13 protein-coding genes and 1 riboswitch are annotated in these 18,169 nt (G+C 60.7%); of the genes, 8 read left to right on the top strand and 5 right to left on the bottom strand.

Going from position 1 to position 18,169, the window contains the following annotated elements; all coding sequences use genetic code 11:
• Positions 1-7: 7 nt before the first annotated feature.
• A complete protein-coding gene (locus D5261_RS03700) occupies positions 8-223 on the top strand; it encodes a hypothetical protein (protein ID WP_119323424.1) in 216 nt (71 codons plus the stop codon).
• Between the two features lie 14 nt (positions 224-237).
• Positions 238-2,751 carry a heavy metal translocating P-type ATPase gene (locus tag D5261_RS03695; protein ID WP_119323423.1) on the top strand — a complete coding sequence of 838 codons (2,514 nt, stop codon included), beginning with the start codon at positions 238-240 and terminating at the stop codon, positions 2,749-2,751.
• A 14-nt stretch (positions 2,752-2,765) separates the two neighbouring features.
• On the opposite strand, the gene D5261_RS03690 is transcribed toward D5261_RS03695, so the two are convergent.
• Both D5261_RS03690 and D5261_RS03685 read right to left on the bottom strand, forming a co-directional pair.
• Positions 2,766-3,890 (bottom strand): tetratricopeptide repeat protein, encoded by a 1,125-nt coding sequence (locus tag D5261_RS03690; protein ID WP_165864462.1) that lies wholly within the window; start codon positions 3,888-3,890, stop codon positions 2,766-2,768.
• A 224-nt stretch (positions 3,891-4,114) separates the two neighbouring features.
• Entirely contained in the window at positions 4,115-4,957 is an 843-nt protein-coding gene (locus tag D5261_RS03685; protein WP_125206187.1) for a hypothetical protein, read from the bottom strand.
• A 136-nt stretch (positions 4,958-5,093) separates the two neighbouring features.
• On the opposite strand from D5261_RS03685, the gene D5261_RS03680 reads away from it, so the two are divergent.
• Both D5261_RS03680 and D5261_RS03675 read left to right on the top strand, forming a co-directional pair.
• Entirely contained in the window at positions 5,094-6,458 is a 1,365-nt protein-coding gene (locus tag D5261_RS03680) for an ankyrin repeat domain-containing protein (RefSeq protein ID WP_119323420.1), read from the top strand.
• 41 nt (positions 6,459-6,499) lie between these two features.
• Positions 6,500-7,675 (top strand): ankyrin repeat domain-containing protein, encoded by a 1,176-nt coding sequence (locus tag D5261_RS03675; protein WP_119323419.1) that lies wholly within the window; start codon positions 6,500-6,502, stop codon positions 7,673-7,675.
• Position 7,676: 1 nt separating this feature from the next.
• On the opposite strand, the gene D5261_RS03670 is transcribed toward D5261_RS03675, so the two are convergent.
• The gene (locus D5261_RS03670; RefSeq protein ID WP_119323418.1) at positions 7,677-8,474 is read right to left on the bottom strand and encodes a hypothetical protein; all 798 of its coding nucleotides are present in this window, start codon (positions 8,472-8,474) and stop codon (positions 7,677-7,679) included.
• A 139-nt stretch (positions 8,475-8,613) separates the two neighbouring features.
• Between D5261_RS03670 and D5261_RS03665 the strand changes: the two genes are divergently transcribed.
• The 3 genes from D5261_RS03665 (at position 8,614) to D5261_RS03655 (ending at position 14,775) form a co-directional block, all read left to right on the top strand.
• Complete coding sequence (locus D5261_RS03665; protein WP_119323417.1) at positions 8,614-10,611, top strand: TonB-dependent receptor plug domain-containing protein; 1,998 nt, start codon at positions 8,614-8,616, stop codon at positions 10,609-10,611.
• Between the two features lie 124 nt (positions 10,612-10,735).
• Positions 10,736-12,730 (top strand): TonB-dependent receptor plug domain-containing protein, encoded by a 1,995-nt coding sequence (locus D5261_RS03660; RefSeq protein WP_119323416.1) that lies wholly within the window; start codon positions 10,736-10,738, stop codon positions 12,728-12,730.
• Between the two features lie 56 nt (positions 12,731-12,786).
• Positions 12,787-14,775, top strand: a complete 1,989-nt coding sequence (locus D5261_RS03655; protein WP_165864461.1) for a TonB-dependent receptor plug domain-containing protein — start codon at positions 12,787-12,789, stop codon at positions 14,773-14,775.
• 73 nt (positions 14,776-14,848) lie between these two features.
• On the opposite strand, the gene metK is transcribed toward D5261_RS03655, so the two are convergent.
• Positions 14,849-16,000: a methionine adenosyltransferase gene (gene metK, locus D5261_RS03650; RefSeq protein WP_119323414.1), complete on the bottom strand. Its 1,152-nt coding sequence runs from the start codon at positions 15,998-16,000 to the stop codon at positions 14,849-14,851.
• 94 nt (positions 16,001-16,094) lie between these two features.
• Positions 16,095-16,212: riboswitch (SAM riboswitch) on the bottom strand.
• A 97-nt stretch (positions 16,213-16,309) separates the two neighbouring features.
• Positions 16,310-16,879 (bottom strand): IPT/TIG domain-containing protein, encoded by a 570-nt coding sequence (locus D5261_RS03645; protein WP_301002414.1) that lies wholly within the window; start codon positions 16,877-16,879, stop codon positions 16,310-16,312.
• A 239-nt stretch (positions 16,880-17,118) separates the two neighbouring features.
• Here D5261_RS03645 and D5261_RS03640 point away from each other — a divergent pair, with 239 nt between their 5' ends.
• Positions 17,119-18,096 carry an aldo/keto reductase gene (locus tag D5261_RS03640; protein WP_165864460.1) on the top strand — a complete coding sequence of 326 codons (978 nt, stop codon included), beginning with the start codon at positions 17,119-17,121 and terminating at the stop codon, positions 18,094-18,096.
• Positions 18,097-18,169: the final 73 nt, after the last annotated feature.

The following is an 18,169-nucleotide window of genomic DNA, read 5'->3' as shown; positions in this document are numbered from 1 at the left end:
AGAAATCATGGCGAAAAGCTGGAGCAATCGCAAAGTTACGAATTATGTCAGCCCGGTGCTGCGGGCGCGCAACCGGCCGTCCAGCGGCAGCGTTTTTCTGGTGGCGCTGGTGGTGCTGTTTATCTTCTTTTTCGGCTTGATGATCTCCATCACCGCGCAGGTCACGATGCATCCGAAACAGATGTACAAGAACACCAACCCGCAGGCCGGAGACTCGCAGTAGGCGAAGTATCACTCATGGCGACCACATCCACGGCGGCGCCCGTCGTCGTCTGCGATCTTTGCGGAATGACGGCGCATGCGCCGATCACGGAGCCCGTCCCCGGCGGCGAGGCGCGCGTGTTCTGCTGCCGCGGCTGCCGTCAGGTCTACCAGATCCTCGTCGAAAGCGGGCAATTGGCGCCCGGCGCCGATCCTCGCGAAGCTCCCCTCTATCAGCAGTGTCTCCAGATGGGCCTGATCGCCCGGCCCGATACGCCCGCCGAGCCTGTTCTCAGCGAAACCATCAATACCAACCCGCACAACGAGCTGGAGGCGACGCGCGAGGCGGCGTTTCAGGTCGGCGGAATGTGGTGCGCGTCGTGCGCCTGGCTGATCGAGAACGCGCTGAAGCATGAGAAGGGCGTGATGGACTGCCAGGTCTACTTCGCGGCGGATGTCGTGCGCGTCACCTACAAGCCGGCCCGGATCGACCAGAGCGACATCGCGGCGCGGATTCGGCGGCTGGGGTACACGGCGGAGAACTATTCGGACAAAGGGGCGGAGGGCGCGACGGCGGCGACAAAGGCGCGGCGCGGGGACTTTGTGCGCGCGGTGGTGGCGTTTGTGTTCGCGATGAACGCGGGCATGTTCAGCCTGGCGCTTTATCTCAATTACTGGCAGTCGCTAGGCGCGCAGGCGAGCGAGATCCTGCCGCGCTGGGCGCTGGCGCTCTCGCTTCCCGTGATGTGGGCCGGATGGCCGATCTTTCAGCGCGCCGCCCAGGCCGCGCGGCGCGGCGCGGCGACGATGGAGACACTGATCACGCTGGGCTCCTGGACGGCCTTTCTATTTAGTTTATGGTCGATGGCGCATCACAGCGTCCACGTTTATTTCGACACGGCGGACATGCTGATCGCCTTAGTTCTCATCGGCAAGCACATCGAATCCGGCGCCAAGGGACAGGCGGCGGGAGCGGTCGCGCTGCTCTACGGCCTGCTGCCGCGCAAGGCGACGGTGTTGACGCCGGACGGCCGCGAAACACTAGTCGCGCTCGGCAAGCTGGGACTGGGGGACCATGTGCTGGTGCGCCCCGGCGAGCGCATTCCCGCCGACGGTCGCGTCGTCGCGGGGACGGCCCAGGTCGATGAAAGCTTGCTGACGGGCGAATCCCGACCGGTGACGAAGAGTGTGGGGGATGAAGTGATCGGCGCGACCGTCGCCACCGATGCTCCGCTGACCCTGGAAGTGACGCGTATTGGCGACGGCGGCACGCTCGCGCAGATGATCGCCCTCGTGGAAAAGGCGCTCGCCACGAAGTCGCCCGCCGAACGCTGGGCGGACCGCATCTCACGCGTGTTTATCCCCGCCATCATCACCCTGGCGTTTGGAACGGGACTGGCGCTGGCGCTGACGCACCACTCCGCCGAGCAGGTCCTCATTCGCGTCGTCTCGATCTTAGTCATCGCCTGCCCCTGCGCGCTGGGATTGGCGACTCCGCTGGCGATCACCACGGGAGTCGGCGCGGCGGCGGCGCGCGGGATCCTCATCGTCAATACCGAAGTGCTGGAAGTGCTGCCGCGTGTCCGTCACGTGATCCTGGACAAGACTGGCACGCTCACCGAGGGCGTCTTCTCCGTGCGCGGCTTTGAAACGGTCGAGCAGGGGCGTCCTGACGACCTGGAGGCCGTCGCGGCTTTGGAGCGATCGTCCGAGCATCCTCTGGGCCGCTCGTTGCTTGCTTACGCCGAAGGGCAGGGCTGCCCGGGGCGGAGCGAGGTCGTGGGATTTGAGCGGCATGAAGCCGCCGGGGTCACAGGCGTCGTGGACGGCGTCCGCTGGTTCGTCGGCAACCGCGCCCTCGCGGCGTCGGAGAACGCCCTGTTATCGCCGGATCTTCTGTCGCGCGCGCAGGCCGAAGAAGCGATTGGCGGCACCGTACTCTTCTACGGCGCCGCGCATGAAGTGCGCGGCTTCTTCATTCTTGGCGACGCCCCCCGCGTCGGCGCCCGCGAATCCATCACCCGATTACGGGCCATGGGGCTGAGCGTCGAGCTGCTTTCCGGCGACGCCGCCGCGACTGTCCAGGCCGTCGCGAACTCCGTCGGCGTCACGCAGGCGACGGCGGAGATGCGCCCGGACGGCAAGGTGGCGCACCTGCGCGCCGCGCAGCAAGCCAGCGGCGGAACCGTCGTCGCGATGGTCGGCGATGGCGTCAACGACGCCCCCGCGCTCGCGCAGGCTAACGTCGGCATCGCCTTCGGCTCTGGAACCGAGATCGCCCAGCGCGCCTCCGACGTCACCCTGATCTCTGGCGACCTCACCCGCCTCGCCGATTTGTTCCACATTTCACGCCGCACCGCCGCCATCATCCGCCAGAACCTCTTCTGGGCCTGCCTCTACAACGCCGTCTGCATTCCTATCGCCATCACCGGCCACGCCCCGCCCGTTGTCGCCGCCGCCGCCATGCTCGTCAGCAGTCTCAGCGTCGTCTTCAACACCAAACGCCTGCGGCGCGGGCTGGAGGAGCGCTCCGTTTCCTCGAATCAATAGATCCTATTTTGCTTTTAGGCGCGCGGGGATTGGTCTCGGAGCATTCGGTTGTTATCCCGATTGGCGCGAACCGTCGCCGCGCTGGGATGCTGGACGCCCAGCGCGGATTCCAGACTCGCGAGGGCGCGCGCGTAAAGCGGCTCCGCTTCCGTATGCCTGCCTTGGCATTCGTAGATTTGCGCCAGGTTATTGCGGCTTGTCGCCGTGTTCGGGTGGTCGGCGCCCAGTGTCTTCTCCAGGGCGCGCAGCGCCTTGATGCAGAGTGCTTCCGCTTGCTCGTACTTGCCCTGGCTTTTGTACAGCTCCGCCAGGTTGCTGACGGTCGCGGCGGTGTGGGCGTGTTCGGCGCCGAACGTCTTCTTTCGGATCGTCAGCGCGCGGCGATACAGCGGCTCGGCCTCCGCGTACTTGCCTTGCTTTTGGCGCAGCGCCGCCAGCTCGTGGTAGCAGGTCGCCGTGCTGGGATGCTCCGGCCCCAGTATCCGCGCTCGAATATCCAGCGCGCGAGCGCAGAGCGTCTCCGCCTGGTCATACTTTCCAAGAATCCCATACAATTCGCCCAGATTGTTAAGGCTACTCGCCGTATCGGGGTGCATCTCGCCGAGAGACTTTTGGAAGATTCGCAGCGCTTGCTTATGGAGCGCCCCGGCCTCCGCGTACTTGCCTTGACGTTTGCAGAGCTCCGCGAGGTTGTTGAGGATTGTTGCGGTGTTTGGATGTTCGGCCCCCATCACTTCGCCAAAAACCGCCGCCGCATGCCGGTACAGCGGCTCCGCGCGATCGTACTTGCCTTGGCTTTCGTAATATTCCGCCAGATTATTGATACTGGTGGCGGTGGCCGGGTGCTTATCGCCGAGCAGTTTTCGCCTCGTCATAAACGCGCGCTTGTGAAGAACTCCGGCGTCCTGATATCGCCCTTGATTCTTGTACAGCTCCGCCAGGTTATTGAGACAGAGCGCGGTATCGAGATGATCGGCGCCAAGGGATGCTTCGCACATCTCCAAAGCCCTGCGAAGGGGCCACTCGGCCTCCGCGTACTTGCCCTGCGCCCGATACGATTCCGCCAGGTCGCGGAGCCGCGCCACGGCGTCCGCGTCGTAGTCGATATTGTCTGTCGAAGAACTGGTTTCGTCGGCCACGGTGTTAGCCTCAATGCCTGGAAGAAGACGGAGATCCGATGGACGTTTAGTTCGGGATCAATGGCCCAAACTCCTGTGTTCGCGGCGCCCACGGGTGTGACGGATGATTGTGAAACGCTCGTTTCCGATTCCGGCCCACAATTGGAAGCTTGTGGGAAATAGGCGGTTCACAAAAATCAGTCACACCTGTCCTGTATGATAAGTAAATTCTCCTTCTCCATAACTCAGTTTTGGCTATGGACGAGCCTGCGCAGATAGGCGTCATTAAATCGGCCCGGCAAGTGCTGGCGCGTCCGATAGGCAACATCGTCCTCCCACTCGATAAGCGTCAATCGCGGCAGCGATTCCGTGCGAAGCACTTCGCGGCGTGGCGCCGTTTGCAGTACGGCGACGTCTGTCATTCTCGATTCCAGGTATTGTTCGATCTCTTTCGGACTCGCCGCCTCCATCTGCTCATAACTCATTCGCGGCAAATGTTCACGCACGATGATGAGGGATTGGCCGTTGGGTGACCAAAGGATTTCGCTCTGATCAACCCGGCGGGCGATATCGAGTGATTCCCATAGATACTGCGTCTCTATTGTGTTGAGTTCTGGACGCCATATGCCCAGGCCTTTCTCGTCCAGGATCGCTAGAACCGGCATCGATGGCGACCATGCGGCGACCGTTTGATTACTGGATTGCCGCCGTAACGCAAGAGGTTGCCTTAGTATCTTATCCTGCTCGGTTAGGAAAAGTAGTTCTTCTTCTTTCAGGTGAACGGCGGCAAATCCATGATTGATCCATACGTTTGCGGCGACATCATCACGTGTCGGACCTACATTTGCGGTTGATTGAAAATGGACTTTTTGAAGTGGCCGGCTATTTCCAACTTGTGATTGAATGACAAAATAAAGATCATCATTGAGCCAGCAGGCTGAGTAGACATCGATATTGTGGTTTCGGTGATATGGATTTCCATTCAAAGTATGGACGGTAAGCTCTCGATTCTTGAGCGATACCTCTACAGTCGGTAACGATGGATACGATCGAAGCAGTCGGCGGTCAGAATTCGTTTTCTTGGGCATTGCGGTGAACCTTGACAGACGCTATTCTACAGTACAATATCGTTTCGCGCAGGCGTATAGTAAATATGGCGGAGAATTTGCATTTTGATAGTAAAATACTGGTAAATATATTCTCGCCGCTTGAGAGGAAACCAGCATGCAGTTTTCCCCAGACGAACAACGTCGCCTAAAGCTCCATACTCATCTTTGGTCCGCCGCGACCTTTGGCGATATCCAGGTTGCCCATTACTGGCTTGCGCGCGGAGCCGAAGTCAATTATCCAACGGGATCCGGTTGTATGTCTCCTCTCTTCCAAGCTTGCCGGTATGGCGATGCGCAGATGGCCGCGCTGTTTCGGAAGGCGGGAGCCGATATCCGATCGGCGGAAGCCGCGATCCTGGGAGAGACGGAGCTTCTGCGCGAGATGCTCGATGCGGGAATGTCTGTCGAGAAAGCCAACGTCCCTGTTTGGCATTCGTCGCTCGTCGCGGCGGCGGCTTATGGCGGCCATCTGGAGACCGTTCGTTTGCTCGTGGAGCGGGGCGCAAGTCTTGCCGCGCTCAATAGCAGGCAGACGCCGCTTGCCTGCGCCGCAAAGCGAGGGCATCGCGAAGCGGCTTCATATCTGGCCCAAATTGGTCCGTCCATTGGCTTGCTGGAAGCGGTTATGCTCGGCGAGACAGAGGCGGCGGCGGCGTTTCTCGACGGCGGCGCCGATCCCAATACGCCCATTGGCGATCTTCTGCCTCTTGCCGCCGCGGCGATGACCGGCCAAGTAGACACTGTTCGCATGTTGCTGGATCGGGGCGCGGATGTTTTTGGCTCCGTTCAGCTTCTGCATAAGGATGGATCACCCGGACATAAGATCACAGCTTGGGACGAAGCCTTGTGGGGCGGGTGGACGGATATTGTTTTGTTGCTGGTGGAGTGCGGGCTTCCTGTGAACGAATCGGAGAAGACGGATGGGATGCTCCTCGGTCAGGCGATGCTTTTTCCATCGCTTGTGCGGGCGTTGCTCGCGCACGGCGCGGATCCCAATATCCGCGACGCCTCGGGATGCACGGCCCTGCATTGGCTCGGACGCCGAAAACCATTGGAAACGACGCAACTGTTGCTGGACGCCGGCGCGGCTGTCGATGTCAAGGACGACCAGGGCTGGACGCCGCTGATGCGGGCAATCTGGTGCGGCAAACCGGACCACGTACGCCTCTTGTTGGACCATGGTGCGGACATTCATCACGTCAACGCCCAAGGCCAGAGCGGTTTGGGCTTGCTGGCAGGCTGGGGGTGGCATCATGGCGTCGAGGTCCAAACCATCCTTCTCGACCTTGGCCTCGACGTGAATACTCAAGACAACGAGGGGACGACGCCCCTCATGTGCGCGACACGCTACGGTCATGAAGATCTCATGCAGCTTTACCTGGATCACGGCGCCGACCGCACCCTGCGCAACGCCAAGGGAGAAACGGCGATGGACTTTGCCCTGCGCGATCCGCATCGTGCGGCTCTGCTGGCGGCTTAATTGTTGAGATTTGTTGGCGATATCATAGGAAGATTCTTGTCATGGAGCATTCGATAGAAACGAAAAAGCGCATTCGCCTGCACAATCACTTATGCTCCGCCGCCGTTTTTGGCGATGTCAAGGCCGCTCGTTGCTTGCTGGCGCGGGGAGCGGAGGTCAATCATCCGACGCGTCTTGGGACTCAATCTCCCTTGTTTCTGGCGTGCGCGCGAGGCGATAGGGAGATGGTTGGGCTGTACCGAGAGGCGGGAGCGAATATTGGGCCGGCGGAGGCCGCGCTTCTGGGAGAAACGGAGCTCCTTCGCGGCCACTTAGATCGTGGTGTGGATGTCGAGAGCTTGTTGCCGGGGTGGAATGCGCCGTTGATTGCGGCTGCGGCGTTCAGCGGGAATCTGGAAACCGTTCAGTTGCTTGTAGAGCGCGGCGCGAATGTCGCGCCTGGCGGAGCCGTTGGCCGGCGCAGTCCAATTGCGGTCGCCGCGAGAAAGGGGCATCGCGAAGTCGCCGCCTATCTGGCGCAGATATCGTCGTCTGTTGGTTTTCTCGATGCGATTATGCTGGGGGATGTGGATCGGGGTACGGCCTTTCTGGACGCTGGGGCAGATCCGAATACGCCGATCGATAAGCTTCTGCCGCTGAGCGCCGCCGCGAGGAGCGGGCAAGTCGCCGTGGCGCGTCTGCTGTTGGATCGTGGGGCGAATACGCTCGAGTCCGCCGTGTGGGAGGCGCGGCGCGGTGGCTGGAGCCAGATCGTCTTATTGCTCCAGGAGTACGGTTTGCCGGCAGAGGATGACGCTTTGAACGGCAATCGGAGCGTCGGCGCGGATATCGATCAACGGGATGCGAAAGGGCGCACGGCGCTGATGCGTGCGATTTGGGGTGGGCGGCCGGAGCAAGTTCGTTCGCTGTTGGCGCACGGCGCCGATCCCCGCCTGACGGATCACCAGGGACAAACCGCCCTCAATTTGATCGAAGGCTGGTCGTGGCGGCATGGCGTCGAAATCCAAACTCTGTTGCTTGACCTTGGCCTGGATGTGAATACGCAGGACAACGAAGGAATGACGCCTTTGATGCGCGCGATTCGCCATGGTGGCAACGATCTTGTTCAGCTATATGTGGATCGCGGCGCCGACCGAACCTTGCGTGACGTGAAGGGGCGGGCGGCGCTGGATCTTGTGGGCGACGATCCCGATCTCTTGGCCTTGTTCGCAGCATGATCTATCCCGACATCTTTATGTCCCCGAAGTAGAGAATCACATCGTCGAGATACTGCGGCTTGAAGTTTGAGCGCACGAAGCGCAGGGTCGTTCCCGCAATGGTGGGAGTGGATGGGCCGCGCCAGACGACGGCGTTTGGGCCGTAGGGGGCGAGTTTTATGTCGCCGGCTTCGGGGTTGCCGATTTTGCGCAGATCGATTGCTTTGAGCGGGCCGGGCATTTTCTTGCGGTGGAAGCGGACGATCACCTCGGCGCGGCCGATGTTTCCATTCCAGGATGAGCCGGTATGCAGGACATAATACGTTTGAGAGATGGCGCTGTTATGGTCGGTGATCTGGCCGCCGACGTATGTCGAGTAGTCGTCTTCGACAATATGCGTTTGGTTCGCGCCGAACGCGACGGTTTTTGCATGCCAGACGTTGCTGTTATTGGCGGCGTCTATCACGACGCTTGTGGGCGCGGGCTTGCCGTCTACTTTGGACGTGAATGAATTGAACGTCCCATTGGGATTGGGCGGCTTTTTCGGATCGTCCTGAAAAGCGCGCTCCCCGCGCGCTTGATCTGGGAACCCCATACGCACGGTGCAGGCGGGGCCGTGATTCTTGAATACGAATCGGCAATGCACCGTCACGGTTTGGTCCCTCACATCCATTGTCACCACCTCGCTGTCCATCGCGATGGTCTTGTGTCCTGAGAGCAATCGGGGCGAGCCGCCAAAGGTAATCCCGCCGTCGTCGGCGCGGGCAGGCAGGGCGGCGAGAGCGAGAAGCCCGAGCAGGGCGAACGTTTTGCATGTCATAAGGCCATTCTACCCAGACAGCCTCCGCTTACCTGTGGAAAATACGGGCGTCTTCCGATAATCCCATTAGCGGCTTCTTCGACAGGGCGATCTGCTCCCTGAGCGTCAGAAGCGTGAAGGATTATTCTGAGGGTCACCTATGTCTACTGCTCCCACAAACTTCTTCGTTCGGTCCCTTGTAGCGACGACTCTCCTCTGCGCCGCGGCGACGGCGGTGCGCGGCGCCTCGCCCGTTATGGCGGCGGCGGGACGAAGCGACACCTCGGAAGATATGGAGCTGCTGCTCAGCGATCAGGTGATCGTCACCACGGCCACTAAGACCGCCGGACGCGTCAGCGATTCCCCGGCGGCGCTCACGGTCATCACCGAGGACCAGATCCGCGCTTCGGGCGCGCGGACACTGACGGCCTTGCTGCGCTCGGCGCCGGGCGTCGATGTCATGGATGTCAACTCCTCGCAGTCCAACGTCTCCATCCGGGGCTTCAACGATCAATTCTCCAACAAGCTGCTCGTGATGGTCGATGGGCGCTCGATCTACCAGGATTTTTACGGCGCGGTGTTCTGGCAGCAGGAGCCGCTGCTGCTTTCTCGGATCAAGCAGATCGAGATCGTGCGCGGGCCGGGATCGACGCTTTACGGCGCCAACGCGTTTAGCGGCGTCATCAATATCATCACCAAGACGCCGCAGGAGATCGCCGCCGGAACGAAGACTTTCCTGACGGCTGAGCGCGGCGGTGAGAATGGAAGCGCGATTGAAAGCTATGCGGGCGGCAAAAGCGGCGCGTGGAGCTATTCCGTGGGCGGCGGCTACAACTCGTCGGATGGGTATGGAAGCGAAGAAAAGACCAGGGTCCCCGACGCTCACTCGACCCATATTCTGATGGCCGACGCTCAGCGCGCTCTGCCCGGCGGCGTCCTGCGCCTTTCAGTCAACACGAACGACTCCAAGAGCGATTTCAGCTCCATCTTTCTCGTTCCCGACGGCGATTGGCGCAGCCGCAACTACACGGCGTCGTACGACCAGGATCATGCGCGCAACCCGCTGCAAATCCGAGCGTTCGTCAACACCCTGGATCTGTCCGATCCCGCCGGTCTGAACATCCAGAGCCGGATCGTCGATTTCGACGCCCAGCAGCAGCACGTCGTCTCCAATCGAAACCAGCTCGTGTACGGCCTGGACTATCGAACGTCGGAGATCAAGGCGTTCCTGACGGCCAACCAAAACAAATCGCGCTCTACCTGGAGCGTCTTTGGGCAGGATGAGGCGCGCCTGGGAGCCAAAACGACGCTGTTTGCCGGCATGCGTCTGGATCACGACTCGGCTTATGGGGAAACCGTCTCGCCGCACGTCAGCCTCGTGCATCATCTGGACGCCGCGCAGACCATTCGGGTGTCGTATGGATCCGCGTTCCGCGCCCCGACCCTGCTCGACAATTACTTCAATTTCAGCGTTCCTATCATCCCGGATGTGCTCACTCTCCAGCTTGGGGGCAACCTTCACGTCCGTCCGGAGAAGATCCACAGCTACGAGATTGGTTATCGGCGCGAGATGAAGGACGCGTATGTCGGCGTGAATGCGTTCTACAACCAGATCTCGGATTTGATGTACGCGCTTCCGACAACATATGCGCCGTCCCCGCCATTTCCGCCGAACACGCCGCTCACCTTTATGTCCGAGAACATCGGCGGCGCGCGCGCCATGGGGGTGGAGCTGGAGAGTGCGTTCCCAGTTGCGCGCGGCCTGCGCGGTCAATTCAACTATTCCTATCAAGACGTGAAGGACGACAAAGACGGCCCGATCAGCTTCTCGCCCGCCCACAAAGCAAACCTGGCGCTGGAAACCGTGGGCGGCTCCCGCGTCTCATTCCGTACGGATCTGCACTATGTCGGCAAATCCATCTTCCGAGACCTCTATCACAACGACGTCCGCTACGACATCCACGCCTACCTGCGCGCCGATCTTAAGATTGCGTACCAATTCGGGCCTGCCGCTCATCCCTGGCGCGCCTTCACCTCCGCCACCAATCTGCTCGGCGACGGCCACCGAGAATTCCCGCAAGCGCCCAGCCCTCTCAGCAGCGGCGCCCAATCCGCCGCCGCCCAGCGCGTGATCTGGCTGGGAGTGGAGAGCCGATAATCGGTGTTCGATTCACGCGAAGGCTTTTCCCTGTGGAAAATACGGGCTTTCACCGATAATTTCCATACTCATCGTTACGAAGTTGAACGGTGGATTACATCTACCCTGACTGGTAAAGCCTTTTATGTTAGTATCTTATACAAAGCTTTCGTCTCTATTGCTCGCCGCCACTTTGCTGGGAGCCGGGATTCGAGAGGCTTATTCGGCGTCTCCTGATGCGTTGAATCCAGGTCGTGAGAATACGTCTCAGGATATGGAGCTGCTGCTCAGCGACCAAGTCATCGTCACCACGGCGACCAAGACTGCCGGCAGCGTCAGCGATTCTCCGGCCGCCGTAACGGTCATCACCGAGGACCAGATCCGCGCTTCGGGAGCGCGGACAATTCCGGATTTGCTGCGCTCGGCGCCGGGCGTCGATGTCATGGACACCAACTCCTCGCAGGCGAACGTCTCGATCCGTGGATTTAATAACCAGTTCTCCAATAAACTGCTGGTCATGGTTGATGGGCGCTCGATCTATCAGGACTTTTATGGCTCGGTCTACTGGCAGCAAGAGCCGTTGCTCTTATCGCGAATCAAGCAGATCGAGATCGTGCGCGGGCCGGGATCGACGCTTTACGGCGCCAACGCGTTTAGCGGCGTGATCAATATCATCACCAAAACGCCGCAGGAGATCGCCGCCGGATCAAAGACTTTCCTGACGGCCGAGCGCGGCGGCGAGAATGGAAGCGCGATTGAAAGCTATGCGGGCGGCAAAAGCGGCGCGTGGAGCTATTCCGTGGGCGGCGGCTACAATTCTTCGGATGGATATGGGAGCGAAGAGAAAAACAAGATTTACGACGCTCACACGACCAATATCCTGATGGCCGACGCGCAGCGCGCTCTGCCGGGCGGCGTCCTGCGCCTTTCGGTCAACACGAACGACACCCTGGGCGATTTCGACGCGATTTACAGCGCTCGCGACGCCGACTGGCGCAGCCGCAACTACACGGCGTCGTACGATCAGGACCATGCGCGCAATCCGCTGCAAATCCGAGCGTTTGTCAACACCCTCGAAGTGTCTAATCCCTCAAATCTGAATATTCAAAGCCGCATCGTCGATGTTAGCGCCCAGCAGCAGCACTCCGTTTCCAGCCAGAATAATCTGGTCTACGGTCTGGACTATCGGACGACGGAGGTCAAGGCGTTCTTGACCGCCAACCAAAGCAAATCGCGCTCCTCCTGGAGCGTCTTCGGGCAGGATGAAGCGCGCCTGGGAGTTCAGACGACGCTGTTCGCCGGAATGCGTCTGGACCACGATTCGACCTATGGCGAGACCGTCTCGCCTCATCTCAGCCTCGTGCATCATCTGTCCGCCTCGCAGACCCTCCGGGCGTCGTATGGCTCCGCGTTCCGCGCTCCCACACTGATCGAGAATTACTACAACTACAGCATCCCGATCATTCCCGGTGTCTTCAATGTTTTGCTGGAGGGCAATCTTCATGTCCGCCCGGAGAAAATTCACAGCTATGAGGTGGGATATCGCCGCGAGATGAAGGACGGGTATGTCGGCGTAAATGCGTTCTACAATCAGATTTCGGATTTGATCAACGCCATCCCCACAGAGTATGCGCCGAGCCCCCCGTTCCCGCCGAATACGCCCAGCACCAGTACGTCCGAGAACATCGGCGGGGCGCGCGCGATGGGCTTGGAGCTGGAAAGCGCGTTCCCAGTCGCGCGCGGCCTGCGCGGTCAGTTTAACTATTCGTATCAAGACGTGCAGGACGACCAGGGCGGCCCTGTGAACTTCTCCCCCAAACATAAAGCCAACCTGGCGCTGGAGACATTCGGGTCATCCCGTGTCTCATTCCGCACGGATCTGCATTATGTGGGGGGCTCCATTTTCCGAGACATCTATCAAAACAACCAGATCTATAACGTCAGCGCCTATCTGCGCGCCGATCTTAAGATCGCGTACCAAGTTGGCTCCGCCGCCCATCCCTGGCGTGTCTTCACCAGCGCCACCAATCTGATTGGCGACGGCCATCGCGAATTTCCGCAGGTTCCCAGCCCCCTCGACGGCACCGCACAATCCGCCGCCGACCAGCGCGTGATCTGGCTGGGAGTGGAGAGCCGATGATTGGCTATTCTCGCCCGTCGTTCTTGTTGTATTACCGTGCAAAGCGATCTATATTTATGTCGTACCTGAAATTGTCTCTTCTACTGCTCACCGCCGTTTTGCTGTCCGCCGAGGCGTCGGAAGTTTACGCTGCGTCTCCTGATGCGTCGAGTCCAGGCCGGGAAAATACGTCGCAGGATATGGAGCTGCTGCTCAGCGATCAGGTGATCGTCACCACATCCACCAAGACCGCCGGTCGTGTCAGCGATTCCCCGGCCGCGATGACCGTCATCACCGAAGAGGAAATCCGGGCGTCGGGAGCGCGTACGATCACGGATCTGCTGCGCTCGGCGCCTGGCGTCGATGTCGTGGATCTCAACTCGTCCGAGGCGGACGTGTCCATACGCGGCTTTAACGACGAATACGCCAACAAGCTGCTCGTGATGGTCGATGGGCGCTCGATTTACCAGGATTTTTATGGATCCGTTTTCTGGGCTCAGGAGCCGCTGCTGCTTTCCCGGATCAAACAGATCGAGATCGTGCGCGGGCCGGGGTCGACGCTTTACGGCGCCAATGCGTTTAATGGCGTGATCAATATTATCACCAAGACGCCTCAGGAGATTGCCGCCGCCGCGAAAACATCGCTGCTGGCGGCGCGCGGCGCAGAGAGCGGCAATGATGTCGAGGCGCTCTCCGGAGGCAAGCAGAATGGGTGGAGCTATTCGTTTGGCGGCGGCTTCAAATCGACGGCTGGCTATGGGAGTGAAGAAAAGAACAAAGTTGCGGATGATCACTCGTCAGTCATACTGATGGCGGATGCCGAGCGAACGCTGGGGCGCGGGACACTGCGTCTTTCCGCCAACGCCAGCGATACGCACGAAGATTTCAATTCCGCCATGGTCATGCTGGACAGCTTATGGCAGAGCCGTAACTATACGCTGTCGTACAGCGAGGACCATGCGCGCAACCCAATCCAGATTCGGGCGTTTCTCAATACGATGGACACGACCGATCCCGCTTCTCTGAATATTTCGAGTCGCATCTCCAGTCTGGACTTCCAGCAGCAGCATGCGGTTTCCAGCAATCAGCAGTTCATTTACGGTATGAATGTTCGCAAGTCGGAGGTTACGGCTTTTCTGACGGGCAATCAGTCCCGGTCGAGAACCTCCTGGGGCATTTTTGGACAGGATGAGGCGCGGATCGGCGCGCAAACGACGCTGTTCGCCGGCGTGCGCCTGGACGACGACTCTGCATACGGCGCCAACGTTTCGTCCCATCTCAGCCTCGTGCATCACCTGCCGAAAGATCAAACGGTGCGGCTTTCCTATGGCGGCGCCTTCCGCGCCCCGGCGCTTCTGGACAATTATTTCGATATCAGCGTTCCGATCGTCCCGAATGTGTTCAGCGTTCAGGTGCTTGGGAATCTGCATCTGCGCCCCGAAACGATTCACAGTTTGGAGCTGGGATACCGTAAAGAAACGCGCTCTGGTTACTTTGGCGTGAACGCTTATTACAATCAGATCCATGATCTCATGCACATCGCGCCGGTCCAGTTCGCGCCCAGCCCCCCGTTTCCGCCGAACACCGGCATGACCTATACGACGGAGAACCTGGGAAATGCGCGAGCGGCGGGCCTGGAGTTTGAAAGCGCCTTCCCCATCGCGCGCGGCCTTCGGGGGGAGCTAAATTACTCCTATGAAGACATCGCAGCCGATCAGGCGACCGCCGTCAGTTTCTCGCCCAAAAACAAAGCGAACCTCGTGGTCGAGACAGCCGGCGCGCCCCGCATCTCATTTCGCACGGACCTGCGCTACGTCGGCGATTCCGTCTACGTGGACTTGCTCCACAACGGCGCCCATGTCCCCATCAGCGCCTACGTGCGCGCCGACCTCAAGATCGGCTACCAAATCGGCTCCGCCGCCCAGCCCTGGCGCGTCTTCACCGCCGCCACCAACCTGCTAGGCGCCGGCCACCGCGAATTTCCCGCCGTCGCCACCTCCCTCACCGGCCTCACGCAATCCGCCGCCGCCCAGCGGGTGATTTGGTTGGGGGTGGAGAGTAAGTAGCCGCTGATCCTTTGCCAGAAAAACAGCCCCCATTCCAGACTTTGGAATGGGGGCTGTTTTCGTTAAATTGGCTTTACGCCAGCTTCGCGGCGAGGTCGGTCTTTTCCCAGCCGAAGGCGGGGTTGCCGAAGTGGCCGTTTTTGGCGGTCTGCTTGTAGATCGGGTTGACGAGGTCGAGCAGGGTGATGATGCCGCGCGGGGTCAGGTCGAAGGCGTCCTGGACGCGCTTGCTGATCTCGTTGTCGGAGATGGAGCCGGTGCCGAAAGTTTCGACGAGGACGCTGACGGGCTGGGCGACGCCGATGGCGTAGGCGAGCTGGATTTCGCAGCGTTCGGCGAGGCCGGCGGCGACGATGTTTTTGGCGATGAAGCGCGCGGCGTAGGCGGCGCTGCGGTCGACTTTGCTCGGGTCCTTACCGGAGAAGGCGCCGCCGCCGTGGCGGGCGTAGCCGCCGTAGGTGTCCACGATGATCTTGCGGCCGGTGACGCCGGTGTCGGCCTGCGGGCCGCCGATGACGAAGATGCCGGTCGGGTTGACGTGGTACTTGATTTCCTGCGTGACGTACTTCTCAAAGTCGGCGAGCACCGGCTGAATGACCTTCTCGGTGACGAGCTTCTGGACATCGGCCTGGGTCAGCTCGCGGTCGTGCTGGGCGCTGAAGACAATCGTGTCGATGTAGAGCGGCTTGTCGGTGGCGCGGTCGTAGGCCACGGTGACCTGGCTTTTGGCGTCGGGGCGCAGGCCGAGGCCGGCGTCCTTGCGGACCTGGGCGTAGAGGCCGGTGAGTCGGTGCGCGATGGTGATTGGCAGCGGCATCAGTTCGGGGGTCTCGTTGACGGCGAAGCCGAACATCATGCCCTGATCGCCCGCGCCCTGCGCCGCGTCCGTGCCGCCTTCATCGACGCCGACCGCGATGTCGGGCGACTGCTTTTGCAGCGCGACGAGCACGCCAGTGGTCTCGCCGTCGAACCCATAATCCGTTTTGGTGTAGCCGACTTCGTTGATGGTGTTCCGGACGACGTCGCTGATCTCGACGTAACCCGACGTGGTGACCTCGCCGGCGATGACGGCCAGACCGCGCGTCAGCAGCGTTTCGACGGCGACGCGGCTCTTGGGATCCTGGCGGAGAAGCTCGTCGAGAATGGCGTCGCTGATCTGGTCGGCGAGCTTATCGGGGTGGCCTTCGGAGACGGACTCGGAAGTGAAGAATTTGATGTCGGACATGGATGTGCTTCCTCTCAAGCAGACTTTGGATTGAGAGCAGCGGCGGGATTATCAAGTTTTCGAGAGGCAAGCGGGAGAAGTGGTTCGTTCGCTTGTCTTATCTTGCGTCCCCATTCCTGAAAAAGAATGCGACGCCGGAATTAACACCTGCCCCGGGCGGGGTGGTTGTTGTGGTTTCGTAGGGCCGGTCCCTCCACCACTCTTGATAAGAACGTCATGCTGCGCTATTGGATTGAGTTGAATATACCACAGGCGGCTTCAAATTGTCAATGAAACCGCCTGCGGCGAACGCTGTCAAATGCGCCAGTTTTACAGCGGCGGGGGCGGCGGACCGCCACCGGTCGTGGTGCTGGTGGTTGTTCCCGTGCTGGTTCCTGTCGTCGTACCCGTTGTGGTCCCCGTCGTCGTGCCTGTGGTGGTCCCCGTCGTGGTTCCCGTGGTGGTCCCCGTCGTGCTGGTGTCGACGAAGGTGAGCAGGTCGCCGGTGGTCTTGGCGCTGATGCCCTTCGCGTTCAGCACGCGCACATCCACGACGCCGCCGAACGGCGCCGCCGGCGTCACGGCGGTCAGTGTGGTGTCGGAGATCACGGTGGAGCTGACGGTGGTGCTGCCGAGATGCACGGTGACGGGCATGATGGTTCCCGTGGCGTCCTTGGCTTCAAAGCCTGTTCCGGTGACGGTGATAATCTGGCCGGCGGTCAGGGGTACGACGTTCGGGGTGACTGAACTGATCACGACGCCGTTGATCGTTTCCACCGGGGTGGTCGTTCCGCCGTTATCGGACGAACCGCCGCCGCCGCATCCGGCGACCGCGGCGACGGAAAGGGCGAACGCCGCAATTCCCGCCATGCGGAGTCGTTGTCGAGTTGCGTATTTCAAAGGGGGACCTTTTCCGTGCTCCGTAGAAGTTCGCCGGCGACGCGATGGGGCGGGCGCCCATTCGCGGACGGCGGAGCCTGCACTATTATATCATGGATCTCATGGATGTAAAGTAATCATTCAGATCGCTTGCGCGCCCGTCGCCTTCAATATGCATGAAACCTCATCCGTCAGGTAGAATCGGGAAGGCGCACGGACACAACGTCGCATATCTTTTCGGTTGGACGAGGGAGACATTCATGAATTACCGGCCACTGGGCGCAAGCGGCGTCAACGTTTCGGAGATCAGCTTCGGCTGCTGGACCATGGGAGGTCTGAACTGGGTCAACGGGAGCCCCAACGGATGGGCGAACGTGGATGAGGACGATATCGTCGCCGGGATCAAGGCGGCCATCGACGCCGGGGTCAATCACTTCGACAACGCCGATGTCTACGGCAACGGCAAGGCCGAGCGGATGCTGGCCCGCGTCTTCGACAAGCTGGGCGTCAACACCAACGACTACATCGTCGCCACCAAAATCGGCCATTTTCCCGGCACCGCCGAGCACGCCTACGAGCCCGCGCATATCCGGCATCAGTGCGAGCAGTCGCTGATCAACCTGAAGCGCGACTATATCGACGTCTACTACTTCCACCATGGCGACTTCGGCCCCGACGCCAAGTACCTGCCCGAAGCCGCCGCCACGCTCGACGCTCTGGTCGCCGAAGGCAAGGTCCGCGTCAAGGGCCAATCGGCGTACTCGGCCGACGACTTCGAGCGCGTCGTCCCGGTCGTCAAGCCGCAGGTCCTGCAAAGCTGGGCGCACGCGCTCGACGATCAGTTCGTCCGCCCCGGCTCCCGCGTCGCCAAATTGCTCGAAGAGCACAACATGACCTTCGTCGCCTTCAGCCCGCTCGCCCAGGCGCGTCTTCTCGATAAATACAACCCCGAGAATCCGCCCCAGTTTGAGCCCGGCGACCACCGCAAAGACAGCTCCGCCTTCGGCGCCGAGGCCATCGCCGCGCTCAAGCCCAAGCTCGAAAAGCTCAAAGCCCGCTTCGGCTCCACGACCGAAGACCTCGCCTCTGTCGCCCTCAACTACATCCTCGCCCAGCCGCGCGTCGCCTGCGTCATCCCCGGCTTCCGCAACGAGCGCCAGGCCAAATGCAACCTCGCCGCCGACGGCCGCGCCCTCACCGCCGCCGACATCGCATTCATCCAGGAAACGCTGGCGTAATAATGAATCAGCGCCCCCAACGAATATCATACTCGTTAGGGGCGCTCCGACATTACGTTATCTTCGCTGCACT

This window comes from Capsulimonas corticalis, from assembly GCF_003574315.2.
Taxonomy (GTDB): domain Bacteria; phylum Armatimonadota; class Armatimonadia; order Armatimonadales; family Capsulimonadaceae; genus Capsulimonas; species Capsulimonas corticalis.
The sequence above is the reverse complement of the archived record's forward strand: the minus strand, read 5'-3'. Positions and strand labels throughout refer to the sequence as shown.

Excerpts from the sequence above, each read along its gene's own strand:
- D5261_RS03660 (WP_119323416.1), top strand. The coding sequence starts at position 10,736 with ATGTTAGTATCTTATACAAAGCTTTCGTCTCTATTGCTCGCCGCCACT.
- D5261_RS03640 (WP_165864460.1), top strand. The coding sequence starts at position 17,119 with ATGAATTACCGGCCACTGGGCGCAAGCGGCGTCAACGTTTCGGAGATC.
- D5261_RS03685 (WP_125206187.1), bottom strand. The coding sequence starts at position 4,957 with ATGCCCAAGAAAACGAATTCTGACCGCCGACTGCTTCGATCGTATCCA.
- D5261_RS03695 (WP_119323423.1), top strand. The coding sequence starts at position 238 with ATGGCGACCACATCCACGGCGGCGCCCGTCGTCGTCTGCGATCTTTGC.
- D5261_RS03700 (WP_119323424.1), top strand. The coding sequence starts at position 8 with ATGGCGAAAAGCTGGAGCAATCGCAAAGTTACGAATTATGTCAGCCCG.
- D5261_RS03680 (WP_119323420.1), top strand. The coding sequence starts at position 5,094 with ATGCAGTTTTCCCCAGACGAACAACGTCGCCTAAAGCTCCATACTCAT.
- D5261_RS03665 (WP_119323417.1), top strand. The coding sequence starts at position 8,614 with ATGTCTACTGCTCCCACAAACTTCTTCGTTCGGTCCCTTGTAGCGACG.
- D5261_RS03655 (WP_165864461.1), top strand. The coding sequence starts at position 12,787 with ATGTCGTACCTGAAATTGTCTCTTCTACTGCTCACCGCCGTTTTGCTG.
- D5261_RS03675 (WP_119323419.1), top strand. The coding sequence starts at position 6,500 with ATGGAGCATTCGATAGAAACGAAAAAGCGCATTCGCCTGCACAATCAC.
- metK (WP_119323414.1), bottom strand. The coding sequence starts at position 16,000 with ATGTCCGACATCAAATTCTTCACTTCCGAGTCCGTCTCCGAAGGCCAC.
- D5261_RS03670 (WP_119323418.1), bottom strand. The coding sequence starts at position 8,474 with ATGACATGCAAAACGTTCGCCCTGCTCGGGCTTCTCGCTCTCGCCGCC.